Here is a 20977-nt window from a genome sequence, read left to right on the forward strand (position 1 = left end):
TTCTTTTCGAACCTTACATTCTAAATTGTGTTTCGTATAAACGACGGTACAGACCATCTATTTTGAGTAACTCTTCATGTTTTCCTTGCTCTTTTACGCCTTCTTTTGTGAGAACAATAATGCGGTCGGCATGCTGAATTGTCGCTAAACGATGGGCAATGATAAAGGTCGTTCGTCCTTCAGCCAGCTCTTCTAATGATGCTTGGATAAAAGACTCTGTCTCAGTATCAAGCGAAGAGGTCGCCTCATCTAAAATGAAAATAGGCGGATTTTTCAAGAAAATACGTGCTATGGAGATACGCTGTTTTTGTCCTCCAGATAACATCATCCCGCGCTCACCGATCATCGTATCAAGTCCTTTTGGCAAACTATTGACTAAGTCCGTCAGCTGAGCCTTCTCTACTGCCTGCCAAATTTCTTCTTCAGATGCATTCAGTTTGCCGTATAGAATGTTTTCACGTATCGTCCCATGGAATAAATAAATCTCCTGCTGCACGACACCAATTTGTGCGCGCAGCGATGCAAGTGTCATCTTTCGCGTTTCTATGCCATCAATTGTAATGCTCCCCTCCTGCCATTCATAAAAACGGGGAAGCAGATTGCAAAGGGTCGATTTCCCGGCACCAGATGGACCGACGATGGCAATTTTCTCTCCTTGTTTGACCTCAAGATTGATGTCATGCAGCACAGGTTTGTTTGGTTCATATTGAAATGATACATGCTCAAAAGTGATATTCCCTTTTAACTGATGGACTTCGATTGCATCCTCATCATCCTTTTCATCAGGTGTTTGATCGATCAGTGATGCGAATCGTTTAAAGCCAGCTGCACCTTTTGGATACATTTCAATGACTGCATTGATTTGCTGAATGGGTCCTAAGAAAATACCTGTTAATAGCACGAACGAAACAAATTCACCATATGTCATATTTTTTTGCAGCACAAACCATGCACCGCACACGAGGCCAAATACGGTGACACTTTTAATGAGCAAATGACTCACTGCTGTATGCAGTGCCATCATTTGATATGTGGTCAGTTTTGTTTTTCTAAACTGCTCGTTATGCTCGATAAACCGATCCATTTCATGTGACTCATTCCCGAATGCTTTCACCACACGAATGCCGCTAATATTGTTTTCCACACGGGAATGGAATTGTCCAATGCTTGAAAACATTTTATCAAAAGCAGCAGACATTTTTTTCGTAAAGTAGACAGATAATCCGATCAGGAATGGAACGACAATAAATGTGAGAACCGCAAGCTGCCAGTTAATCGATAGCATGAGGCCAAACGCGCCTGTTAATGTCATGATGGCGATAAATAAATCCTCTGGGCCGTGATGTGCCATCTCTCCAATATCCATTAAATCATTGGTCATACGGGAAACGAGCTTGCCTGTTTTCTTTTGGTCAAAGAAACGGAAGGACATTCTTTGTACATGAGAGAATAGTTGATTCCTCATATCGGTCTCAATATTGATCCCCAGCTTATGGCCAAAATAAGTCACAACGTAATGCATGGTGGAACTGATGACATATAAAATGAGCAGCAAACTGCCCCAGAACCAAATGGCTTCCCAATCACCATTTGGCAGTAAATCGTCCATCACTTTACTAATGGCTAACGGAAAGGATAGTTCGAGTAAGGCCGCCAGTACCGCACAGGAAAAATCTAATATAAACAGCCCCATATAGGGTTTGTAGTATGAAAAAAAACGTTTAAACAATTGACAGACCTCCTAATGATGAGATAAATCTGTCAATAAATCAGCAAATTTTTCAGCTTGATTCATGACTGCAATGGGATCATAAGGCCAAAAGAAATCTGCATCCAGTTGATAGGTCTGTTCCTTTTTGACAGCTTTTAAACTCTTCCAGATGGAATTATTTTTATCAAATGTCCCGCCATTGGATTCATCAATGAATATATAATCCCCTGCATATTTCGGAAGGGTTTCATAGGAGAGTACCTCATAGCCTGTTTTACTGTTTAGAATTGTATCTTTGACCTCTTTTGGCGGATTCACTTTCAATTGTTGATATAGTGCTTGTCCACCTCGGTAAATTCCGTTGCCATACACAAACACATCATTTTTAAATGCGCCCATGATGGAAACTGTTTCATTCTCTTTTAATACAGATTTTACTTTTTTTCGAGCTGCTTCGATTCGTTGGTCAAAGGAGGCGAGAAACGCCTTTCCTTCCTCTTCTTTGTTTAACACCTTGGCCAAAGTTGTGATTTCTTCATGTGCGTCTTTGAATGAATTGTAAGGATATACGAGTGTTGGTGCTATTTTTTTATACACATCATAGACTTTTTCATCCTGTACTGCGGTGATAATTAGATCAGGCTTTAAGCTGAGTGCTTTTTCAGCTGAACGCTCGTCACTAATGTCCTCTATACCTTTGATCTTGTCCTTCAAGTGTACATTCTTTAAATCTTGAGTCGTTGCACCTACAGGGTGAACATCCAATGCAATTGCACTGCCTAAATATCCATCTATGAGAATGCGTTTTGGGTTTGCTGGAATGTCGATTTTTCCTTTAACAGTCTCAATGGTTTTCGTTTGCTGCTCTGTTTCTGCCGTTTTGGCTTCTTCTTTTTTGCCACAGGCTGACAATACCAGCATGAAGATGACAGCACATATCCAATATGTCTTTTTCATATGAGTATTCCTCCTTCATTTCCCAGATACAAATGAGAATAGTTATCAATTACTAGTCTCATGTATTCTACCAACCTCATACGAAGTGGTCTATGGAGGATTCTCGCAACTTACATATGGACAATTGTTGGATTGGCTGCCACAGTCAATCGGGAGACAAAACGGTCAATCAAATGAAGAGCCCGCTCCCCTTCATCAAATCGCAAATCCTCTAGCTTTAATGGGTAGAAGGTTCCATTTTTCACAGCGGACAATTGACGAAGAACATCGCTTTCCTCCATCCGCTGATCCATTTGTTCATACCACCCATGTTCAACACCTACAATAAAAAACATGTGATCCGCCTCGTATTCTCTTAACCTTTCTAAAGGAATGACTGTATGTTGATTGGGGAGAAGAACTTCTTCTAGAATCGTCTTCGGAGGCTTTAAGTCAAGCGTTTCGTAAAGGTAGAAGGCACCTCTAGCATCATAGGACCACATGTACACTTTGTCATGTCCTCTCATTTCATAAATCGCCACTGTCTCTCCTTTTTCCCTAAAGGAAGATAGATCATTTCTTGCCTTTTGACTCAGATGTTCGAAGCGTTTCACCCAATCAACTGCCTCTTTCTCTCTTCCTAACAGGCGCCCTGTAGTTAAGACCTCTTGTACAACATGACCACCGGCATATGGCAGAACAAGGACAGGGGCAATTCGCTCCAACCGCTTGATCAACGCAGGCTTCGAATAAAAATAGTTAGGAATAATGATTAAATCTAGTTGAAGTGATTTGAATACGTCATCAGGCGTATGTTCATCTATGACCAGCGTACCGGCCAGCTGATCTTTGAGTATATCTGAATGGAGAAAGGTATCTTGGTCAATGCAGACAGGGCGAATGCCTAGCGCGCCCAATAACCCGACAAATTGAAAAGCAGCAATTCGCTCTGGTCTTCGATTGTTTCGGAACTGACTAGGGGACCTTCCTGTCTTCTGCCTGAATTTCCTGCTGAAATATAAACTGTCTGTATAGCCCACTTGCCGCGCAATCATTTGAATTTGATCATCTGTTTGCAGAAGCCGTTTTTTTGCTTCATCTATTCGAATTTGTGCAATATAGTCACTCACACTCAGTCCCATACTTTGTTTGAAAAAGGTCGAAAAATAACTCTCATGAAAACCCATCTTATGGGCTAAGTCTTTTCTCGTAAGCTTTTTTTCATAATGCTGCGCCATATACTGCAAAATCATTTCAATTGAATAATGCACCTTCTCAGCGTATGGCTTGGATTGACGGTGAAAAATGTGCATGATGTCCTCCAGCCTTTTCTCCTGTTCTCGGATGCAATGACTCACCTTCATTTGTTTGATGTAAGAAAACAGCACGGCAGAGCCTTTGACCATTGCTCCATTATCCGGCAGATCATCATAACTCATCTTAAAAACCAATTCATTTTGCGCATCATTTGCCAGGGTAAACTGATCAAATGTGATCGTATAAATCGCCACCTGTTCGTTGGATAACGATTGGAGCATTACGTTTATACCTGAGCGGATCAACATACTGTCTTTTGCGTTTAGCTGATATTGCAATCCTTCCATTTCAATTCTCACAGATCCGTCGCATGTCAAGAACATAGGGAAAGATGTATGCCAGGAGACTGTTTGTTTGACAGAAAGAGATCGCTCTTTACTTTCTTTCATGCGCAGAATGGTATGAGTACGGGTTGTCATTTTCTCTTTCTCCTTCCATATAAAAAAAGTGCTAAAATTTTAGCACTTCAATGTTTGACTGGATATTCATCAGCGAGCTCCAGCTGTTTGTAATTCTTTGTTTTTCTCCTTAAAGCGTTCATTATGAGAGGAAACGTATGCCACTTTTTCGGCTTCTGGTTCGATGTAAAGCTTTGCGCTATTCAGCGCATTGACTCCATCAACAAATGTACCAGCAATTAAGCGGACCTTGCTTTTATGTGTACACAAGTCGCCTACCGCATAGACGCCCGGTAAATTGGTTTCCATTTTTTCATTAACCTCGATCAGTCCCCATTCACCTTGCTTGAGACCCCATTCTGATAGCACGCTTAAATCGCCTTTCATCCCGTGATTAACGATCACAGCATCTGTTTCGATTCGTTCTTTTTCACCTGTCTCTATGTTTTGAATGGTGACGGCATCAATTTTGTCACCTTGACCATGCAGCTCTGTTAGTTCATGCGGGGTTAAAATTCGTTTGCAAGTTGCCTTCATATTGGCGACGTTTTTCTCATGTCCGCCAAACATGTCACGGCGATGCACAACGGTGACACTTTCAGCAATCGGAGCAAGGGCATTGGCCCAGTCAACCGCTGAATCGCCGCCTCCAGAAATCACAACCCGCTTCCCTGCAAATGTCTTGAGCTCCTGGACAGTGTAATAAAGGTTTGTCACTTCATAGCGGTCTGCATGCTCAATTTCAAGTTTCCGCTGAACTGGAATGCCGTGACCCATCGCTAATATGAGGGTCTTTGTCAAATGACGATCACCATTTTCAGCCGTCAGCAGGATATGATTATGTTCATCTCGCTCGAATGACGTGATTTTTTGATTCAGTGCAATCTCTGGTTCAAATGTTTTCGCCTGTGTTTCCAGCTGCTGTATCAGCTGTTCTCCTCTTGTTGGCGGCAAACCGCCGACATCCCAAATGACCTTTTCAGGATACAGAAGGATTTTCCCGCCAAGGCTTTCGTTGTACTCAAGTACCTTCGTCTTTAAGTCCCGCATCCCACTATAAAAGGCGGTGTACATACCTGCTGGCCCGCCGCCAATAATGGTGACGTCAAACAATTCAAGCTGATCTGTCATTTGAGTCCCTCCAGTTTCCCATCGAATGATCTATTTACCAGTGATATTGATTCTCATTATCATATGTATCTATTGTAGTCTACTCTATTGAAGGGAATCAATAGCTTTCTGCAAAAAAGAACAGGACGAGCACTCACTCGTCCTGTCATTTATCACACGATGGTTAAACCAAGGTCTTTTAATTCAAGAGAAACAAGTCTTGCAATCGCATCTGCGCCTTCTTTTGTAAAGTGCGTGCGATCCTCAATTCCTGTTGACAGCATAAAGTAAGAGGTCGTTTTCTCTATGCCGGAAATTTGATAAAACTGAAGACTTGCGGTATTTAAATCGACGAGAAGAACTTCTTCTTCATCGGCTAATTCTTTCATAGCGGCACAGTAATCAGGAAAATCATTGATATATTCTCCGTCTTTTTCATGAAAACGGCCGACTGGGGTGAGTAAAAGTGGTGTTGCCCCTTTTGCTCTTGCTCCATGAATATATTGAGACAGGTAGCTTTTATACGTTGTGAAAGGATCTGTATGGCGCTCAGGCTTCTCCTTTGAAGCATCATTGTGCCCCATTTGTGTGAAAAGCCAGTCTCCTGGCTGAATGTCAGCCAATATGTCATCAAGGCGTCCTTCTTCAATGAATGTTTTTGAGCTTCTTCCACCAATGGCACGATTCTCGACGTGAACGCCGTGCGCTGTATAGCGGTGTAAAAACTCTCCCCATCCTCCTTGAACAGGACGATCTGGATAAGATGAAACGGTCGAATCACCAGCTAAATAGATGGTTGTCATTGTCATGTTCATACGCCTCCCTTTTTCATTGAGCCACTTCACCCGAGCGATACGGGCATCCTAGTGGCTGCTGAAAAGATATGAAACAATCAGCATCGCTATTTCAATTATTCTCTTTTTAATGATCAAAACCCTGCTTACCGGTAGATGTGAATGTGTTAAATATGCGGCGGAAGTTCTATTTTTGATTCTACTGCTTGATGTAACGCCTGAAGCATATAGCCAATTCCTTTATATGGAGCCAGCGGGTAATTCGCTTTTTGATGAGGATGTAATAAAGGGTCGATCACTTTTCGATATTTCTTCCCACCTAGTACCACCAGTTCATCATATGCGAAAAGATTTTTTTGATGAAATTGCCGGCTCAGTTCTTCTCGTGTGATCTGTTTAGCATGCGGTATACCAAAAGCCACATCATAATTTTCATGTATGATATCATCTGCCTTTAAGAATCCGTGCTTCGCTGATAAGATCATCCAGTCTGAAAAGAACGTTTGAGCATAGCTTTTCGTACGCTGATGCAGGGGACTTAAATAAACAAGGTTCGCTGGCTGGCTTCCTGCCTCTGGATCGACGTCCCAAATTTTCTTCGCGCCACATGGAATGATACAAACTCGCTTCACTCAGGTTTTCTCCTTCCTTTTTCGATAGATCTGATACATGATACAGCCTAGCGCTGTGCCAAGTGTATTTAAAAGAATATCATCAATATCGCTGCTTCTTGTAATGATACCAGATTGCGAGAACATCCATTGGAGCACTTCGATCATTGTTGACAGGAGAAAGCCGCCAAGAACCGCCTTTTGCCAGCGCATGGTTCGAAAGGCTTGATAAAGAAAAAAACCGAGTGGGACAAATAACAATATGTTCCCTGCTAAATTTAAAAAGACGAGATTGGGATAGCCGTGATGGTAAGCGTGAAGATTTTGATAAATGGACTGCAAAGGCATGAGATTCACACTCACCTGATCCCTTGGGGCGGAAAAACGATTTGGAAAGACCGTCAAATATAATAAAACATTCGTATAAATAAACAGACAGGCAAGGATCAATTCTGTTCGTAAATAGATAAAACGCTGTTGCTTTTTTGCCTGTCTGTATCTCATATGTAAATAGAGCGGGACGAGCAGGAGAAAATAAGCAATGGAAAACATAGCACTGGATGTCATACAGAGAGCTGCCCCTTTCTCACATGATGATGCTTGACCATATTTACAGCTTATTCAGGCTTGCCCGCATCTATTCATCACTTATTCTCACATTCAATGAAGAGAAAACCATATTGACAAATCGTCATTTTCTCGCTAAACTGAATGACATTCAGTCATTTAAGGTCGGTGATGATATGTCGAAACGAGAAAAGATTATGCTTGCTGCGATTGATGCGTTTAAAGAAAAAGGCATTGAAAAGACGACCATTTCGGATATTGTGAAAGCAGCAGGAGTAGCGCAAGGAACGTTTTATTTATATTTTCCTTCAAAGCTTTCCGTCATGCCTGCCATCGCTGAACATCTGATCGCTCAAATGGTGCCTGCGATCGAAAAGGAATTCACTCAGCATGCAGATGTCCTCGATCAAGCAGATGCGCTTGTTGAATTCATTTTCGCTTTTACAAGGCAATACCGTGATGTCCTTGCCCTGACCTACTCAGGCTTAGCCGCCACCGAGCATTTAAAGGAATGGGAAGATATTTATGAGCCGATTTACAAATGGGTCGCTGCTTTTCTAGAAAAGGCAAAGCAGGACAAACGAGTCCGTGCGAATTTGAACTGTCATTACGCGGCGAAATTCATTATTGGTTTACTCGAATCGTCTGCTGAACAAATGTACTTATTTACGGAAACAGATACAGAAGAGGTTCTGATTCAAAAGCGAGAGGTGAAGCAATTTCTTCTTTACGCACTTGGCATAGAGACACCTTAACTTAGTACAGCACTTGCTGTACGCTCTTTTTTGGCTTTAAAATGACGAATCGTCAGTTTTGAGTTTTAGGAGGAAATACAATGAAAAAAAGCTGGATGTATGTTGCACTCACTTGTTTATTCGAATTACTTTGGGTGTTTGGTTTAAATAGAGCAGATGCATTGTGGGAGTGGGCCATCATTATCTGCCTGATCCCGGTTGATTTTTATTTTTTAATGAAGGCCTGTGAAAAGCTGCCGACAGGAACCGTGTACGCCGTGTTTGCCGGTGTTGGAACGATTGGGACATCTTTGATGGATTATGCGCTGTTTGGCGGTTCATTTTCATTAGAAAAGCTCTTATTTATGGGTATTTTAATTCTCGGAATTATTGGACTGAAAGTGTCTGATGGAGATGCACATGAGCAGAAAGGAGAAGCGGTATAACATGGGCTGGTTTTTTGTACTGTTAGCCTCTGCCTGCGAAATCGGCGGGACCATTGGCCTCAATATGTTTAGTAAGAAAAAACAAATCACGACAGGCATTTTATTTGTCGGCGGGTTTGCGTTATCCTTTTTGTTTTTATACGCCTCGTTTTCTTCCGTTCAAGTATCCGTCGCTTATACGGTCTGGATCGGGCTTGGAACGGCGGGCTCTGTCTTGTTTAATATGATTTTATTTAAAGAGCCGAAAAACTTGATTCGTATACTCAGCCTGCTGCTGATTGTGATTGGTGTGGTTGGGCTGAAGTTGTTTGCATAATAGAAAAAGCAATGGAATTGATTTTCCATTTAATATTCATCAAAAAAGCTGCTGAGGAGCTCTCAAGCAGCTTTTTGCTTCTGTATTAATGAAACGCTATTTGTTCATTCATCAAATCAATGGCGTAAAGCGATTGCTCATATTCATCTAATAGAAGGTAGACTTTGAGCGGTGCAGCGGTTTGATCTGTCTGCTGCGTGAATAGGACACAAGTGAATTTTTCGATTCCTTCTGGCAGCTTGCTTTTCAGAAAAGGATGAAGAATAGGAGAGATTCGAAGGGTATCAACATCTTGCAACCAAAGCTCATCTTGTAACGCAGGATAATGGTCAACCAAAAACTGACGAAACACTTCCAATGTACTCAAGTTAGATATCCTCACTTTCTTCTATTTATAGCTTTAAGCTTACCTAAAACAAACATGTTCAACTCATCCTATGATCTCAGTCCGCGTAGTTTCGCTTACTACTAGAGACATGATTTCATTTTTTCTACTAAAAGATTTGTAGATCAACTTTACTGCAATGGGTTTTCAATATGTATGACGTTTACTATATGAAATACGAATTCCAACCGATGGACCTATGATCATATTCTTATCTGTTTCTTTCGTGATGAAACGACAACTTCCTTCTACAAAATTCCATTTTTATTCTAAAAAGAGGAAAATAGGACAAAAAAGAACAGCTACTCACTGTTCTTTTAGAAGTTATGAACGGTCTGTCAAAGAGAAAACTTCGCCGCTCACTGCATCAACGCCATCATGACAGTCAAGCTTGCCGCATAAAATATATTGTTTTTGCACATCGTCATAGACGTAGATGGGTGTAAGTTCGAGGCGTTCTCTCAATGTTTCAAAGGCTTCTTTCTGAGATATGGTGATTTCACTAGCTGTTTGAGATGGATTAAGTATCCCGCATACTTGAAACATCTCTTTTTTATCTATGTAATTAATGGCTTCAAAAGTGCTGGCATCAATGAAGACCTTGATCTTATCCATAAATCCACAGCCTTCTTGCTCATTCGTTTTTAATATCGCTTCGATGTAGCCATGGTCACGGTGGAGTGTTTTTAGCACCCACTTCCCTGTATCCTTTGAATATTTTTGCGCCAAAAAGGTGCGAACCGCTTTGATACACTCAGCTTGCTCTTCTTTTGAGATCGGGAATGTATCTGGTGAAGGCTCTAGTGAGAAGGCTTGTTCAGCAGTAATGTCCTCGTTTATATTGATTTCCTTTTTTTCAAAGGATTTGTTTAACGGTTCATTCCACTCCATGACCTGATTCATGTGTATACAATGTGTTTCTTCACGCCCAATTTCAAATGGTATCGTTCCCGTTCCATCGTTCTTGACATAAATTTCTTCTAACGCATATATAGGGCGGATTCGATTCTGCTCGAAGGCCGGCCAATCAAACCGCTGCACTTGCTGCTGAGCTAAATCCTCGATCCTATCAATGGAAAGCACATATTCTTCAGCTCTTAGTCGTTTTTTTGCCATAAATGGCCCTCGATGTGTAAAGTGAATGAGCTGCCCATGTTCATCCCATTTCACCTCGATTCTACCTGAAGGCATCACTTTCACACCATCAATTGCTTCTTCGAAAAAAAGTTCCCCTTTCTCCTTTTGATGCAAGTGAAAATGCTCACCATCAATCAACCCTGTTTCTTGTTCAATCCATTGAATGGCATGAGCTGGATAAGGCCTCTTAAATGTGACACCATTCTTCGCGAAGGTTTTATCCATGACAAAAATGACCGTTTCAATCTGGCCTGTATTCAAATTCACGTCAATCACAGCTGTGCCGTCCGGGTTTAGATCATCGTCCTCGGGTTCAGCTTCATGAGAGGGAAACCATTCCATATTCAATGTATAAACCGTTTCATTGAACATATTGACGTAGCGATGAAAACTGTGTCTTTTTAGATAGTAAAAATCTAAGCCAAATTTCGCCTTTGTCTGATCGATCAGTTGTTGTATGTTTGCATTCATTTGTTTCACCTCAAAATTCAGTTTTATGGAAGAAGAAAGATGACGATAAAGCCGAATATGACGATCGCTGATAATATTCCTAAAGCCATTGCCAGCATATTTGATTCCTTTGTAAAGCCTTTTAATCCATGCGCTTCCGTCGATCGGTCGATTTTTCTAAAGCGAAAAAGCATGCTTATATTGATAAGGGCTAGAGCCATAACAAATAAGAAAATGAGAAACTTAGGTTCTATATGAAAGAATGGATCTTGTAACGTTTGAAAACTAAATGATTGGAAGAACATAAGCGCGCTCAATATCAATTTCCAAATGTTCTCCATTCTCTGTTCCTTCTCCCACTCTTTCCCCAATTTCTCTTTTTCATAAATGGCTACCTGCTCAAAAATGGGAATGAAAGACTTTGTTGATCCTTTTTTGATCAAGCCGTAAATGCCTTGAAGGAGCATGAAGATTCCTAAACAAAGAAAGAAATATGTAAATTGAATCTCAACTTTTTGAATCAAAATAAAAAAAATCAAGATCATCACGCCGAATAGTAAATTAGAGATAACTACTTGTTTTGTCCTCATCTTTTTCAGTGCAGCTTGTTCCATGTAATACTCCTCTCCGTTTTAAAGGTTTCTGTTAAACGCTCTATCTTTATTACGATTTTACCGAAAAAATGTTTCAATATTTTCCCTTTCCATTGCAGATTCAGTTTTTCTGCAAATGAAAAGACGCCCATCATTTCATGGTCGTCTCATCCTTCGTAACATTATATCTGAGCAGCCGATCTGTCTTTTATTTGCTCAGCTGCCAAACGTTTAAAATCCTCAACAGACAGCTGCTTTGAAGTCTTTTCTCCGTGCTGTCTAATATTTAGTGTGTTGTCTTGCATTTCTGTATCGCCAATGACAGCGATATAAGGGATTTTTTGCATTTGTGCTTCTCTCATTTTATAGCCAAGTTTTTCATCCCGCTCATCGATTGTTGCTCTTATTCCGATACTTCTTAATTGCTGCTGCACCTCTAAGCAGTGATCAAGGTGAACAGTTGAGACTGGGATGATTTGTACTTGTACTGGTGCTAGCCATAATGGAAAGACACCCGCAAAATGCTCAATGAGAATGCCAAGGAAACGATCTAGAGAACCAAAAATGGCGCTGTGAATCACAACTGGCCGTACCTTTTCATTTTTTTCATTGATATATGTTAAATCAAATTTCTCAGGCATTTGAAAATCCAGCTGAATCGTGGCGCACTGATGGCTCCGCTGCAGGGCATCTTTAATATGAAAATCGATCTTCGGGCCATAAAATGCCCCATCTCCTTCATTTAGCTGGTAGTCGACCTTTAGACGATCAAGCACATTTTTTAGTGCCGTTTCGGATATTTCCCAAATGGCATCATCCCCTAAGGCTTTTTCTGGACGAGTGGATAGCTCGACTGAATACTCAAACCCAAATGTCCGATACACATGATCAACTAATTGGAAAATCCCTTTGATTTCAGCTTCGATTTGATCTTCTCTTAAAAAAATGTGAGCATCATCTTGGCAAAATGTCCTGACCCTGAACAATCCATTTAACGCTCCGCTAAATTCATGACGATGCACCTGACCAAACTCAGCCATTCTGATTGGAAGGTCTCTGTATGAATATAATCTGTTTTTGAACATGAGCATATGCCCCGGACAGTTCATCGGTTTTAAAGCAAAGCTTGTTTGGTCTACTTCTGAGAAATACATATTTTCATGATAATGATCCCAGTGCCCTGACTTTTCCCAAAGCTCTTGGTTCATCATAAACGGTGTACTCACTTCTTCGTATTGCGCTTTTCCTCGCACTTCTCTTGAAAAGGCCATTAATTCATTTCTGACAATCTGACCTTTTGGTAAATAAAACGGCATGCCTGGCGCTTCTTCTGAAAACATAAAGAGGGATAACTGCTTCCCTAATTTCCGGTGATCACGTTTATTTGCTTCTTCCATGAAATGAAGATAATCAGCTAGATGATTTGTATGCTGAAACGCTACACCATACACTCGCTGCAAGACATCCTGATTGCTATCTCCCCGCCAATAAGCCCCTGCAACACGTGTTAGTTTAAATGACTTTAAGTACCCTGTAGAAGGTACATGCGGTCCGCGGCATAAATCTACAAATTCTCCTTGCTGATAAACTGTGATGGCTTCTTGAGAGGGTAAACCTTTTAAAATATCCAGCTTATATGGATCATGTGCAAACAGCGCTTCAGCTTCTTTGTAAGAGACCTCTTTTCTTTGGATAGGATGATTCTCATTTATGATATTTTTCATCTCTTTTTCAATTCCTGCTAAATCCTCAACGCTTAATGTTTGATCGAGCTTCATATCGTAGTAAAATCCATTTTCAATGACCGGTCCGATCCCCAGTGTGACATTGTCATATAACCTTTTCACAGCCTGGGCTAATACGTGTGCAGATGTATGGCGCAGCACTTCAAGCCCTTCTTTTGAATCAAGTGTGACAATAGACAGCCGAACATCGCTGTTTAACTTTTCACTTAAATCAACCATTTGATCATTGACCTTTCCCGCCACTGCTTTTTTTCTTAAGCTCGGACTAATATGGGAGGCAACATCTGCAACAGTCGTACCTGCGGGAAACTCCTTTATCTTTCCATCCGGAAATTGAATCTTCACCATGTTTTCTCTCATAACTGACACACCTTTCCTATTTTTTTGAAATAAAAAAACACACCCATCCCTCATAGAGGGACGAATGTGTAATCCGTGGTTCCACCCAAATTCCCATAACGCGTATTCGCTTTATGGCTCTGGCGCCGTAACGTGACATTGACGGTATTGGTTACTGCAATTTTCCCCAATACAGCTCAAAGGTGGTAAGACAGCTTTTCTGCGTTAGGAAGATTTCAGCGTGACTTCCCTCTCTGGTAACCGATAAAAGCTGCTCATGTCCTTTTCAAAGCAATGATCCTATATGAGCGTACAAAAAAACACACCCATCCCTCATAAAGGGACGAATGTGAGATCCGTGGTTCCACCCAAATTCCCATAATGCGTATTCGCTTTATGGCTCTGGTGCCGTAACGTGGCGTAAACGATATTGGATACTGTAATTTCCCCAATACAGCTCAAAGGTGGTAAGACAACTTTTCTGTGTTAGGAAGATTTCAGCGTGACTTCCCTCTCTGATAACCAGTAAAAATTGCTCATGTCCTTTTCTTCGCTTTTAATTTCTCCATATCTTACATGATGATAATGGATGATGTAAAGGGTTATTTTGTGAAGAGCTTTTGAAATTCATTCTTTAAATGTAATATTGTGTGTATTCACTTGGGCTATATTCAATTTGAAACGCAGGTGATAAGGCCCGTTTCACTTCTTCAGTGATTCTCTCTCCTTCTTGATTGAATTTCTTTTCCATGTCTACACCATTTGGCAGCAAATCATCGGTTTCTTCGTCAAACCAGCGGCCATACTGTATATTCCAATTCCATAACTTTGAGAAAAGGGTATCACTCATTGGTAAATCATCTCTTTCTAAATGACATTGACAATGCCCGCAATGAAAAGGTTCACCACCGTAATCTCCTTCAATTTTCACAAAAGGATGATCCTCAAACTCTCGACAGCACACCCATTTTTTGAAGTTCTGACCGAACTCTGTCAGTTTAATCGAGTAATAACGCATGGAAGTTCGTTTTCCTTTCATGTCAAACATCCCTTGATCAATTAATGTCTTCAATCGATATTCAATAAAATCATCACCGATATACTGATCTAAATGACCAATGACTTCTCCTATTAAGCGTGGAGTGACGATATACTCCTCTTCTGGCGCGGACTGATGAAGCCGCTTAGCCATTTTCACTAAATAAGCATCAAATTCATCTTCTGGTACGCTGATCACTTGTCCTTTTTGCCATATCCGCAGCGTATGATTTTCTTTAGCAAGTGAAAGCCATTCGTTTTGTAATCTTTCTCTCTCTTCTTTTGTCACTGGGTGAATATGCTCTTTACTCTCATACAAAATTTTAAATTTTTCAGATGCGATTTCTCCGGAATGTCGAAGGATCATTCTTCTTGTATTCGTATTGAACAGCTGATCAAATGCTGTCGTTATATTGATTACAGACAATTCAATGCTTTTTTCTTTTAATAAATAGACGGCATATCGCAAGCCAATTTGCTCATGTGCATTACTGCCTGTCCAGATGAGTATACGACTGCCAGCTTTTATTTCTTTTATTTGCTGAAGCATTCTATGCTGATCGTTGACCATGTCGTCAAAATAGCCAAATTCATTTGACATCACGTTACGCAGCCATTCTATACGGTTCGCTTGTCCTTCATGTTCGTGTAAATGTAGAAGCGGTCCAATCGAATAAATATCATCAAAAGCGATGACATCATCTATTTGATTTTGCTTCATTTCACGTATTGCTTGTTTTAAACTACCGGCAGCTGCCGCCCCAAATATGATATGTATCATCATCCGTCTCCCTTTATCTTACAGTTTATTTCATCTTCACCTATTCATGGTTCTTTCGTCAATTCTATTGAGTCAATTTCATTCAAAAGTATGACAAGGAGATGATTAGATCTTTACAGAAGTAATCATGGCAGAACAGTGGAAGCTAGACTTTTACGAAAAACGAAAAGCCCCACGAAATGGGGCCATTTGCGTACAACTCTCTGAGACTTTCTTTCCGATTGATTTATCGATAGAAATCTCCTCATAAAAGGAATGTAGATCATGCTCTAATTCACAAATTCCCCTTCACAATCGTTCTCTTGGCTTTTTTAACAATCCTGCTGGTTGCTTTTGTCTCAGAATCCTTTGACCATTGTTCACACAGGTTTCTCACCCAATCAGGCTGTGTTTTACTAGCGTCATTCAGCCAGTTTCCTACAGAATCTTGAACATATGTTGATGGATCAGATTTGAGGTGATTTAGAATTGGCAGTGCTCTTTCTGGCTCCTGCTTTAATAACTCAATATGCTTTGTCCATACACCTCTTGGACGGATTGCCTCTACAGAGAATCGACGAATATGTTCATCCTCACTTTTTGCCCATTCTGTTAAATATTCTATACTTTGATCGAGCTGCTGATTTAGACTTTCTCTCACTGACATCCAAGCAATTTCGCGTACACCAAAATGATGATCAGCTGCAAATGGCTGAATGTACGCTAGTTTCTCTTCTAAAGAGGATGAATGCTGCTTGTTCATATAAGCAGCCCAGCAGCGGACGCTATCAGATATGTGACAACTGCATGCCTGTATGACTTCCACTCTTTTTTCCTCATTTTCTTTCCGCAGCATTTCATCTAACAAATGACCGATAAGACGAATCGCTTTCATGCCTGACTCCGCTTTTTGTTTGCCGATTTCAGCTGAAAGATCGATTAAATGTTTGTCTAAACCAATGGACGGCAAAACATGCTGTAATAGAGTCACGTGATTGACAGCCAACCATTCAGTTAAATTGACACTCTCTAACTCTCCCTGATTCAAAAGAATCAAGACGTCATAAGGAATGTCACTCCCCTTTCGAGCGCCTTTACGATTGATGATGTCCTCGCTTATTGGCATTATGTATTCTCTCCTGTCTACCAGTACATTTTTGGCATTATTTTTTGGAGTCATTTGTTATTAACGCTTAAAAACCTTTGGATATTCACTCCCATTTTAGAAAATAAACTTCCTCAAATGGTTCATTTTTCAAATCAAAAAGGAACTACCGAAATAAGTAGTTCCCTCAATACTAGTAAATCTATGTTACCTTCCTTGCTCCATCACCTTCAAACTCTTATGCTGAGAGATTCGATCAAACGCCACCATCAGAATGGTCATGAGCAAAGCGAGAAGAACCGTTCCAGCGCTGATCCAGCTGAGGTTCAATATAGATGTCCTGCTTAGTACAAGACCTCCTAAACCCGAGCCTAAAGCAAATCCGAATTGAATAAATGATGTATTGACACTTAATGCGATATCAGGAGATTTCGGTACAAGTGTGACAAGATATAGCTGCTGAGCTGGCGATGTGCTCCATGTTGCAATCATCCATATCATGATCACCGCCACCATGACCACGAGGTTCCCTGTCACAAATGCTAGCAGCATAAGCATGATGATTTGTAGAATAATTCCGGAGAAAATCGTGAATATTGGGCCTTTTTTATCTGCTGCAATCCCTCCAAGGCTGGAGCCCAAAAAGCTGCATATTCCCGCTAGCAATAAAATGCCGCTGATTTCTGTGATGCTAAGGTTTGCTGATTCTTGCAGGAATGGCGTTAAATAGGTAAATAAAGTGGAATATCCGCCTACATAAAAAAGTGTCACTGCCACCGCAAGCAAAATTCGCTTATCTTTTAATATCGATAATTGCATACCTAGCGTCACCGTTTCTTGTTCTTTCATAGAAGGGATGCGCCGATACACAACAATCAGCGGAATGAGCGTGATCAATCCAATGGCTGCAAATAATGCTTTCCATCCCATCATGCTGCTTAGAAATGTCCCGATTGGCACACCTAAAACTAAGGAACTGCTGAGTCCCATTAAAATGATGCCAATCGCTGTTCCTCTTTTTTCTCGTTCTACAAGCCGAGTGGCCACAGCCATTGCCACCACAATGGCCGTCCCTCCACTAATTCCTTGTAAAACCCTTGTCATCAGCACCATTTCAAACGAATGGCTGACACTTGTGACGAGATTACTTAAAGTAAAAATGATCAGCATCCATGATAATATTTTTCTGCGATCGATATTGATGGTTAGTGCAATGACAATCGGTGCGCCGATTGCTGCTGAGAGCGCTAAGGATGTAACCAATAAACCAGCAGCTGATGTCGTGACATGTAAATCATCTGCGACCATTTGAATAATCCCTGTAATGATATATTCAATCGTTCCAATTAAAAAGGCTGCTAAAGCAAGTAAATAAACAACGGCTTTATTTTTCATCGTGACGTTTCTCCTTTGGGCAATGTTTACACTTCATTTTTTATAGGAATTTGTATTTCAATGAGTCTTCCTTCTTCATTTTCAGACAATGGGTAATAAATCTCTCGGCCCGGCTGATCTTCTTTCACGCGGTATCCGTTATTTTCGATCCATGTCGCCAGGTCAACACAAGCAGTTTGTGCAAATGGAGAATCTGAATGAAATAGGAGCGTCGCCATGGTTTCTTCAGCTGGTAACGTGCGCATCGTAATTCCCTGAGGCAGAGAACCCCTTAACGCTTTAGCGGAATACCCAACCTCAAATTCGAACTCACTTTCTTTAGCAAGTGATTCCCTCCACAGCACGATTTGTGGCTCAGAGTTCAATTCTTGCGGATGTTTTTGTAACAAATGATGAAACGTTTCAAAGAATGATGGGATTTCGTCAACAGTTCCGTTGGATTGAAAAGACATGATGCGTTTGCTTTCAACCGATTTGATGATGATCTCCTGCTCTTTTTCAACACACCCCTCTCGTTTGATGAGGTGCATCCGCTCCTTAATACGCGCTAATTTCTGCTGTTCTCTCTCGATCAATTGCTGAATCTCACTCTCTTTCAAGAGAAACATGCCCTGAATCTGCTCGACAGAAATATCTTCACGAAGAAGCTGACTCATTTGCTTTAACGTAAAGCCTAATTCCTTGTACAGAAAAATTCGATTAACCTCAAGCAGCTGCTCAGCTGAATAATACCGGTATCCCGAATCTTGATCGATCTGCTTAGGCTTTAATAAATCAATCTGGTCATAATACCTTAAGGTTTTGACAGGGACTTTACTTAACATAGAAAAATCGCCAATCTTGAACATCCTGATCTCCTCCGTTTTGTTGATCTGATCAAAGTATAAACCTTTCAGTAAAGGGGAAAGTCAACAGAAGAATTTAATATTCAATCGTATTATCATTAGATTAAGTTGAAGAATGCAGACTCCAACTTCGCATTCATCATCTATTAAGCATTCAGTCACCATGAAATAACTGCTGTTACGAAAAAAAACCTAGATTTCTTAAAATCTAGGTTTTGCTAATTTTTTGATTCTGATTACATGTACACAATTTGAGTTACTTTGTAAATTTACATCTATTATCGATTAAAGTTTTTCTAACAATCCCATCTGTTCAACAATCTTTATATCATTCATAAATCGTTGTAAACTTACTTTATGCTCTTTTTTTTGTAAATCTGTTGAATAACCTAAGCATATATTAAAAATACTATCTAACCTTTCTCCATCTCCACTATAAAAATAATTCGTCAATACTCCATTATTTTCACTTGCAGGAACCACAACTGTAGCCATCTCTAATACATATTCTATATCTTCTTTAGAAATCGTTCGATCTTTTTTCTTAGCACTCATGAATTCATGACTATGAATAGAACGAATCCTACCTTCAAGTAAATTGAGTATAGACTTCTTATAAATGACATACACACTGTGGATATGACTTTTATCAGGACAATAGGGATCTTGTAAAATGAATTTTATACGTTCATCTTCTTTTTCAATTTTTATTGCATCAAGTTCATATAATAAAATTTGATCAATTTCTTCTATTTTCATAGGAGGAAAAGTATCGGCTGCATCGGTTTTATTTTTCATTTGATCACTCCAATAATTGAAATAAACCGTTCTTACTCCAAACAATCCAATCTTTCAAGACACTCCAACATGTTTCCACTTTTAAAGAAATTGAAAATGGCTCCCTCACTAAATCGCTCAGCTCTCAAAGCCCCCATCATGAGAGCAAGTACACACTGTGCATTTAAATTTGAAATGTCCACATGCTCCATATCGTTCGTTCCCCATTCAATGCCATTTTCTTTGAGGATTTCTCTATAGTGGGTAAGTTCCATTTCTTGATGCTGTTCTGCAAAGGCATAGACATCTTCAATAAAGCGTTGGACCGTTTCTGAATAATTCACAAAAGGCATCTGGATTGGGCGTTCAGCTGTTCCATCATTTTCTTGATCGATCACCCATTCTCCGATATGGTCCTCCTGAAGCATCGGTATGTATTTTGTGAGCATCTCAAATTGACTCATCGTTATCCTCCTCTATTTTTTTAGAATGCTTTCAAGCCCGACAATAATAAAAGGAAACATTTTCAGGCCATGTATCGTGCATACAGGAGTGACATTAGTTCAGAATTAAGCTGGAGCCTTCAAATAGATCAAAGGCTCCATTTCCAACTAAATTGCTTTAGCTAAAATCATAAATCGGTGTTGTTTTGCGTCAAAATAACCCTTTTGTTCAATGATTTTATGAATGGTGTATAATTCATCCTTGAAATTACTTATTTCAAAACCTGGCACTTGCCAAGGAATTGCTTTTAGATAATATACCAATGCTCCGATATCATAAAATCTTTGAACAGGGAACTCTTCTGCACTTTTCAACACCTCAAAATGATTCTCCTGTATTTCGTTTAAAGCTTTCTTTAAGTTCCAATCAATAAAATCTTTATTTATTGGTACCCTTAGATTCTCATTAATCTCTATGCAATCGCGTCCACCGACTTGTTGAGTTAGAAAAATACCTTCTTTCGAGATAATTCTTCTCACCTCTTGAGATGAAAATGACTCATGTTGATTGATGATAAGATCAAATTTTCCAGTCTCAAACGGAAGATTTCCATCATTAGAAATTTGAACTACCTTCACTCCTAAAGGGGTTAATCGTTCTTTTGCGATAGGTACATTAGGCAAGTAACCTTCTGTAGCATAAACTGACGTTGGAAAAGGCCTTAATTTTGATAAAAACTCTCCACCACCTGTTCCCATGTCCAGCATTGATTTTGCACTTTGAACAAGAGAAGTAGCTATACTACCATATGACCATGAAAGCAACTCACTTTTCATTCTTCCAGTTTCAGATATGAATGAAAAATCCCACCCAACAAAAGGTGCATCTGCTTGTTTTATAAATGAAGAAAACTGTTTGTCATTCATCATAATCCCTCCAATTATCATTTTGCAGTTTTAATGATTAAATAATTGGTGGGCCTCTTACGAATATATAAAGTTGTTATATTTCATGTTCTTTTAGT

21 protein-coding genes and 2 other annotated features are annotated in these 20977 nt (G+C 40.0%); of the genes, 3 read left to right on the top strand and 18 right to left on the bottom strand.

The window, feature by feature from the left end; genetic code table 11:
* Positions 1 to 13 precede the first annotated feature (13 nt).
* From ACP69X_RS15775 to ACP69X_RS15805, 7 genes are all read right to left on the bottom strand, one after another.
* Positions 14 to 1729 carry an ABC transporter ATP-binding protein gene (locus ACP69X_RS15775; RefSeq protein ID WP_426052838.1) on the bottom strand — a complete coding sequence of 572 codons (1716 nt, stop codon included), beginning with the start codon at positions 1727 to 1729 and terminating at the stop codon, positions 14 to 16.
* Between the two features lie 12 nt (positions 1730 to 1741).
* Positions 1742 to 2668, bottom strand: coding sequence for an ABC transporter substrate-binding protein (locus ACP69X_RS15780; RefSeq protein WP_426052839.1), 927 nt, complete (start codon positions 2666 to 2668; stop codon positions 1742 to 1744).
* Positions 2669 to 2778: 110 nt separating this feature from the next.
* Complete coding sequence (locus ACP69X_RS15785; RefSeq protein ID WP_426052840.1) at positions 2779 to 4383, bottom strand: helix-turn-helix domain-containing protein; 1605 nt, start codon at positions 4381 to 4383, stop codon at positions 2779 to 2781.
* Positions 4384 to 4452: 69 nt separating this feature from the next.
* Positions 4453 to 5493 carry an NAD(P)/FAD-dependent oxidoreductase gene (locus ACP69X_RS15790; RefSeq protein WP_024425818.1) on the bottom strand — a complete coding sequence of 347 codons (1041 nt, stop codon included), beginning with the start codon at positions 5491 to 5493 and terminating at the stop codon, positions 4453 to 4455.
* A 152-nt stretch (positions 5494 to 5645) separates the two neighbouring features.
* Positions 5646 to 6275: a rhamnogalacturonan acetylesterase gene (locus tag ACP69X_RS15795; protein WP_041087393.1), complete on the bottom strand. Its 630-nt coding sequence runs from the start codon at positions 6273 to 6275 to the stop codon at positions 5646 to 5648.
* Positions 6276 to 6433: 158 nt separating this feature from the next.
* Positions 6434 to 6898, bottom strand: a complete 465-nt coding sequence (locus ACP69X_RS15800) for a DUF6884 domain-containing protein (protein ID WP_039177212.1) — start codon at positions 6896 to 6898, stop codon at positions 6434 to 6436.
* Positions 6899 to 7444 (bottom strand): VanZ family protein, encoded by a 546-nt coding sequence (locus ACP69X_RS15805; protein WP_073978543.1) that lies wholly within the window; start codon positions 7442 to 7444, stop codon positions 6899 to 6901.
* 176 nt (positions 7445 to 7620) lie between these two features.
* On the opposite strand from ACP69X_RS15805, the gene ACP69X_RS15810 reads away from it, so the two are divergent.
* The 3 genes from ACP69X_RS15810 to ACP69X_RS15820 all read left to right on the top strand — a co-directional run bounded on the left by ACP69X_RS15810 (position 7621) and on the right by ACP69X_RS15820 (position 8940).
* Positions 7621 to 8199, top strand: a complete 579-nt coding sequence (locus ACP69X_RS15810; RefSeq protein ID WP_039183028.1) for a TetR family transcriptional regulator — start codon at positions 7621 to 7623, stop codon at positions 8197 to 8199.
* Positions 8200 to 8279: 80 nt separating this feature from the next.
* Complete coding sequence (locus ACP69X_RS15815; RefSeq protein ID WP_024425239.1) at positions 8280 to 8624, top strand: DMT family transporter; 345 nt, start codon at positions 8280 to 8282, stop codon at positions 8622 to 8624.
* A gap of 1 nt (position 8625) precedes the next feature.
* On the top strand, positions 8626 to 8940 hold the full coding sequence (locus ACP69X_RS15820) for a DMT family transporter (RefSeq protein WP_073978546.1): 315 nt from the start codon (positions 8626 to 8628) through the stop codon (positions 8938 to 8940).
* 85 nt (positions 8941 to 9025) lie between these two features.
* Here ACP69X_RS15820 and ACP69X_RS15825 read toward each other — a convergent pair whose 3' ends face one another.
* The 11 genes from ACP69X_RS15825 to ACP69X_RS15875 all read right to left on the bottom strand — a co-directional run bounded on the left by ACP69X_RS15825 (position 9026) and on the right by ACP69X_RS15875 (position 20882).
* Positions 9026 to 9307, bottom strand: coding sequence for a hypothetical protein (locus ACP69X_RS15825; protein ID WP_041087297.1), 282 nt, complete (start codon positions 9305 to 9307; stop codon positions 9026 to 9028).
* Positions 9308 to 9649: 342 nt separating this feature from the next.
* On the bottom strand, positions 9650 to 10933 hold the full coding sequence (locus ACP69X_RS15830; RefSeq protein ID WP_426052841.1) for a hypothetical protein: 1284 nt from the start codon (positions 10931 to 10933) through the stop codon (positions 9650 to 9652).
* 23 nt (positions 10934 to 10956) lie between these two features.
* The gene (locus ACP69X_RS15835; protein ID WP_269104067.1) at positions 10957 to 11526 is read right to left on the bottom strand and encodes a hypothetical protein; all 570 of its coding nucleotides are present in this window, start codon (positions 11524 to 11526) and stop codon (positions 10957 to 10959) included.
* Between the two features lie 161 nt (positions 11527 to 11687).
* The gene (gene thrS, locus ACP69X_RS15840) at positions 11688 to 13610 is read right to left on the bottom strand and encodes a threonine--tRNA ligase (protein WP_426052842.1); all 1923 of its coding nucleotides are present in this window, start codon (positions 13608 to 13610) and stop codon (positions 11688 to 11690) included.
* A 53-nt stretch (positions 13611 to 13663) separates the two neighbouring features.
* Positions 13664 to 13888: a binding site (T-box leader), on the bottom strand.
* Positions 13889 to 13925: 37 nt separating this feature from the next.
* Positions 13926 to 14149 (bottom strand) — a binding site (T-box leader).
* Positions 14150 to 14223: 74 nt separating this feature from the next.
* The gene (locus ACP69X_RS15845) at positions 14224 to 15408 is read right to left on the bottom strand and encodes a DUF1835 domain-containing protein (RefSeq protein ID WP_041087291.1); all 1185 of its coding nucleotides are present in this window, start codon (positions 15406 to 15408) and stop codon (positions 14224 to 14226) included.
* Positions 15409 to 15682: 274 nt separating this feature from the next.
* A complete protein-coding gene (locus ACP69X_RS15850) occupies positions 15683 to 16513 on the bottom strand; it encodes a DNA alkylation repair protein (protein ID WP_426052843.1) in 831 nt (276 codons plus the stop codon).
* Positions 16514 to 16699: 186 nt separating this feature from the next.
* Positions 16700 to 17887 carry an MFS transporter gene (locus ACP69X_RS15855; RefSeq protein WP_426052844.1) on the bottom strand — a complete coding sequence of 396 codons (1188 nt, stop codon included), beginning with the start codon at positions 17885 to 17887 and terminating at the stop codon, positions 16700 to 16702.
* A 26-nt stretch (positions 17888 to 17913) separates the two neighbouring features.
* Positions 17914 to 18735: a MerR family transcriptional regulator gene (locus tag ACP69X_RS15860; protein WP_411243204.1), complete on the bottom strand. Its 822-nt coding sequence runs from the start codon at positions 18733 to 18735 to the stop codon at positions 17914 to 17916.
* Between the two features lie 282 nt (positions 18736 to 19017).
* Positions 19018 to 19530, bottom strand: a complete 513-nt coding sequence (locus tag ACP69X_RS15865) for a hypothetical protein (protein ID WP_426052845.1) — start codon at positions 19528 to 19530, stop codon at positions 19018 to 19020.
* 32 nt (positions 19531 to 19562) lie between these two features.
* Positions 19563 to 19973 (bottom strand): DUF6508 domain-containing protein, encoded by a 411-nt coding sequence (locus ACP69X_RS15870; protein WP_426052846.1) that lies wholly within the window; start codon positions 19971 to 19973, stop codon positions 19563 to 19565.
* A 147-nt stretch (positions 19974 to 20120) separates the two neighbouring features.
* Entirely contained in the window at positions 20121 to 20882 is a 762-nt protein-coding gene (locus ACP69X_RS15875; protein WP_426052847.1) for a methyltransferase domain-containing protein, read from the bottom strand.
* Positions 20883 to 20977: the final 95 nt, after the last annotated feature.

The sequence above is a fragment of the Bacillus sp. DC4300-2b2 genome (assembly GCF_049895685.1).
In the GTDB taxonomy this organism is placed as follows: domain Bacteria; phylum Bacillota; class Bacilli; order Bacillales; family Bacillaceae; genus Bacillus; species Bacillus safensis.

Bases quoted from the DNA above. Each gene is read 5' to 3' on its own strand.
- ACP69X_RS15780 (WP_426052839.1), bottom strand. From the start codon at position 2,668: ATGAAAAAGACATATTGGATATGTGCTGTCATCTTCATGCTGGTATTG.
- ACP69X_RS15785 (WP_426052840.1), bottom strand. From the start codon at position 4,383: ATGACAACCCGTACTCATACCATTCTGCGCATGAAAGAAAGTAAAGAG.
- ACP69X_RS15790 (WP_024425818.1), bottom strand. From the start codon at position 5,493: ATGACAGATCAGCTTGAATTGTTTGACGTCACCATTATTGGCGGCGGG.
- ACP69X_RS15795 (WP_041087393.1), bottom strand. From the start codon at position 6,275: ATGACAACCATCTATTTAGCTGGTGATTCGACCGTTTCATCTTATCCA.
- ACP69X_RS15805 (WP_073978543.1), bottom strand. From the start codon at position 7,444: ATGACATCCAGTGCTATGTTTTCCATTGCTTATTTTCTCCTGCTCGTC.
- ACP69X_RS15810 (WP_039183028.1), top strand. From the start codon at position 7,621: ATGTCGAAACGAGAAAAGATTATGCTTGCTGCGATTGATGCGTTTAAA.
- ACP69X_RS15815 (WP_024425239.1), top strand. From the start codon at position 8,280: ATGAAAAAAAGCTGGATGTATGTTGCACTCACTTGTTTATTCGAATTA.
- ACP69X_RS15820 (WP_073978546.1), top strand. From the start codon at position 8,626: ATGGGCTGGTTTTTTGTACTGTTAGCCTCTGCCTGCGAAATCGGCGGG.
- ACP69X_RS15830 (WP_426052841.1), bottom strand. From the start codon at position 10,933: ATGAATGCAAACATACAACAACTGATCGATCAGACAAAGGCGAAATTT.
- ACP69X_RS15835 (WP_269104067.1), bottom strand. From the start codon at position 11,526: ATGGAACAAGCTGCACTGAAAAAGATGAGGACAAAACAAGTAGTTATC.
- thrS (WP_426052842.1), bottom strand. From the start codon at position 13,610: ATGAGAGAAAACATGGTGAAGATTCAATTTCCGGATGGAAAGATAAAG.
- ACP69X_RS15845 (WP_041087291.1), bottom strand. From the start codon at position 15,408: ATGATACATATCATATTTGGGGCGGCAGCTGCCGGTAGTTTAAAACAA.
- ACP69X_RS15850 (WP_426052843.1), bottom strand. From the start codon at position 16,513: ATGCCAATAAGCGAGGACATCATCAATCGTAAAGGCGCTCGAAAGGGG.
- ACP69X_RS15855 (WP_426052844.1), bottom strand. From the start codon at position 17,887: ATGAAAAATAAAGCCGTTGTTTATTTACTTGCTTTAGCAGCCTTTTTA.
- ACP69X_RS15860 (WP_411243204.1), bottom strand. From the start codon at position 18,735: ATGTTCAAGATTGGCGATTTTTCTATGTTAAGTAAAGTCCCTGTCAAA.
- ACP69X_RS15865 (WP_426052845.1), bottom strand. From the start codon at position 19,530: ATGAAAAATAAAACCGATGCAGCCGATACTTTTCCTCCTATGAAAATA.
- ACP69X_RS15870 (WP_426052846.1), bottom strand. From the start codon at position 19,973: ATGAGTCAATTTGAGATGCTCACAAAATACATACCGATGCTTCAGGAG.
- ACP69X_RS15875 (WP_426052847.1), bottom strand. From the start codon at position 20,882: ATGATGAATGACAAACAGTTTTCTTCATTTATAAAACAAGCAGATGCA.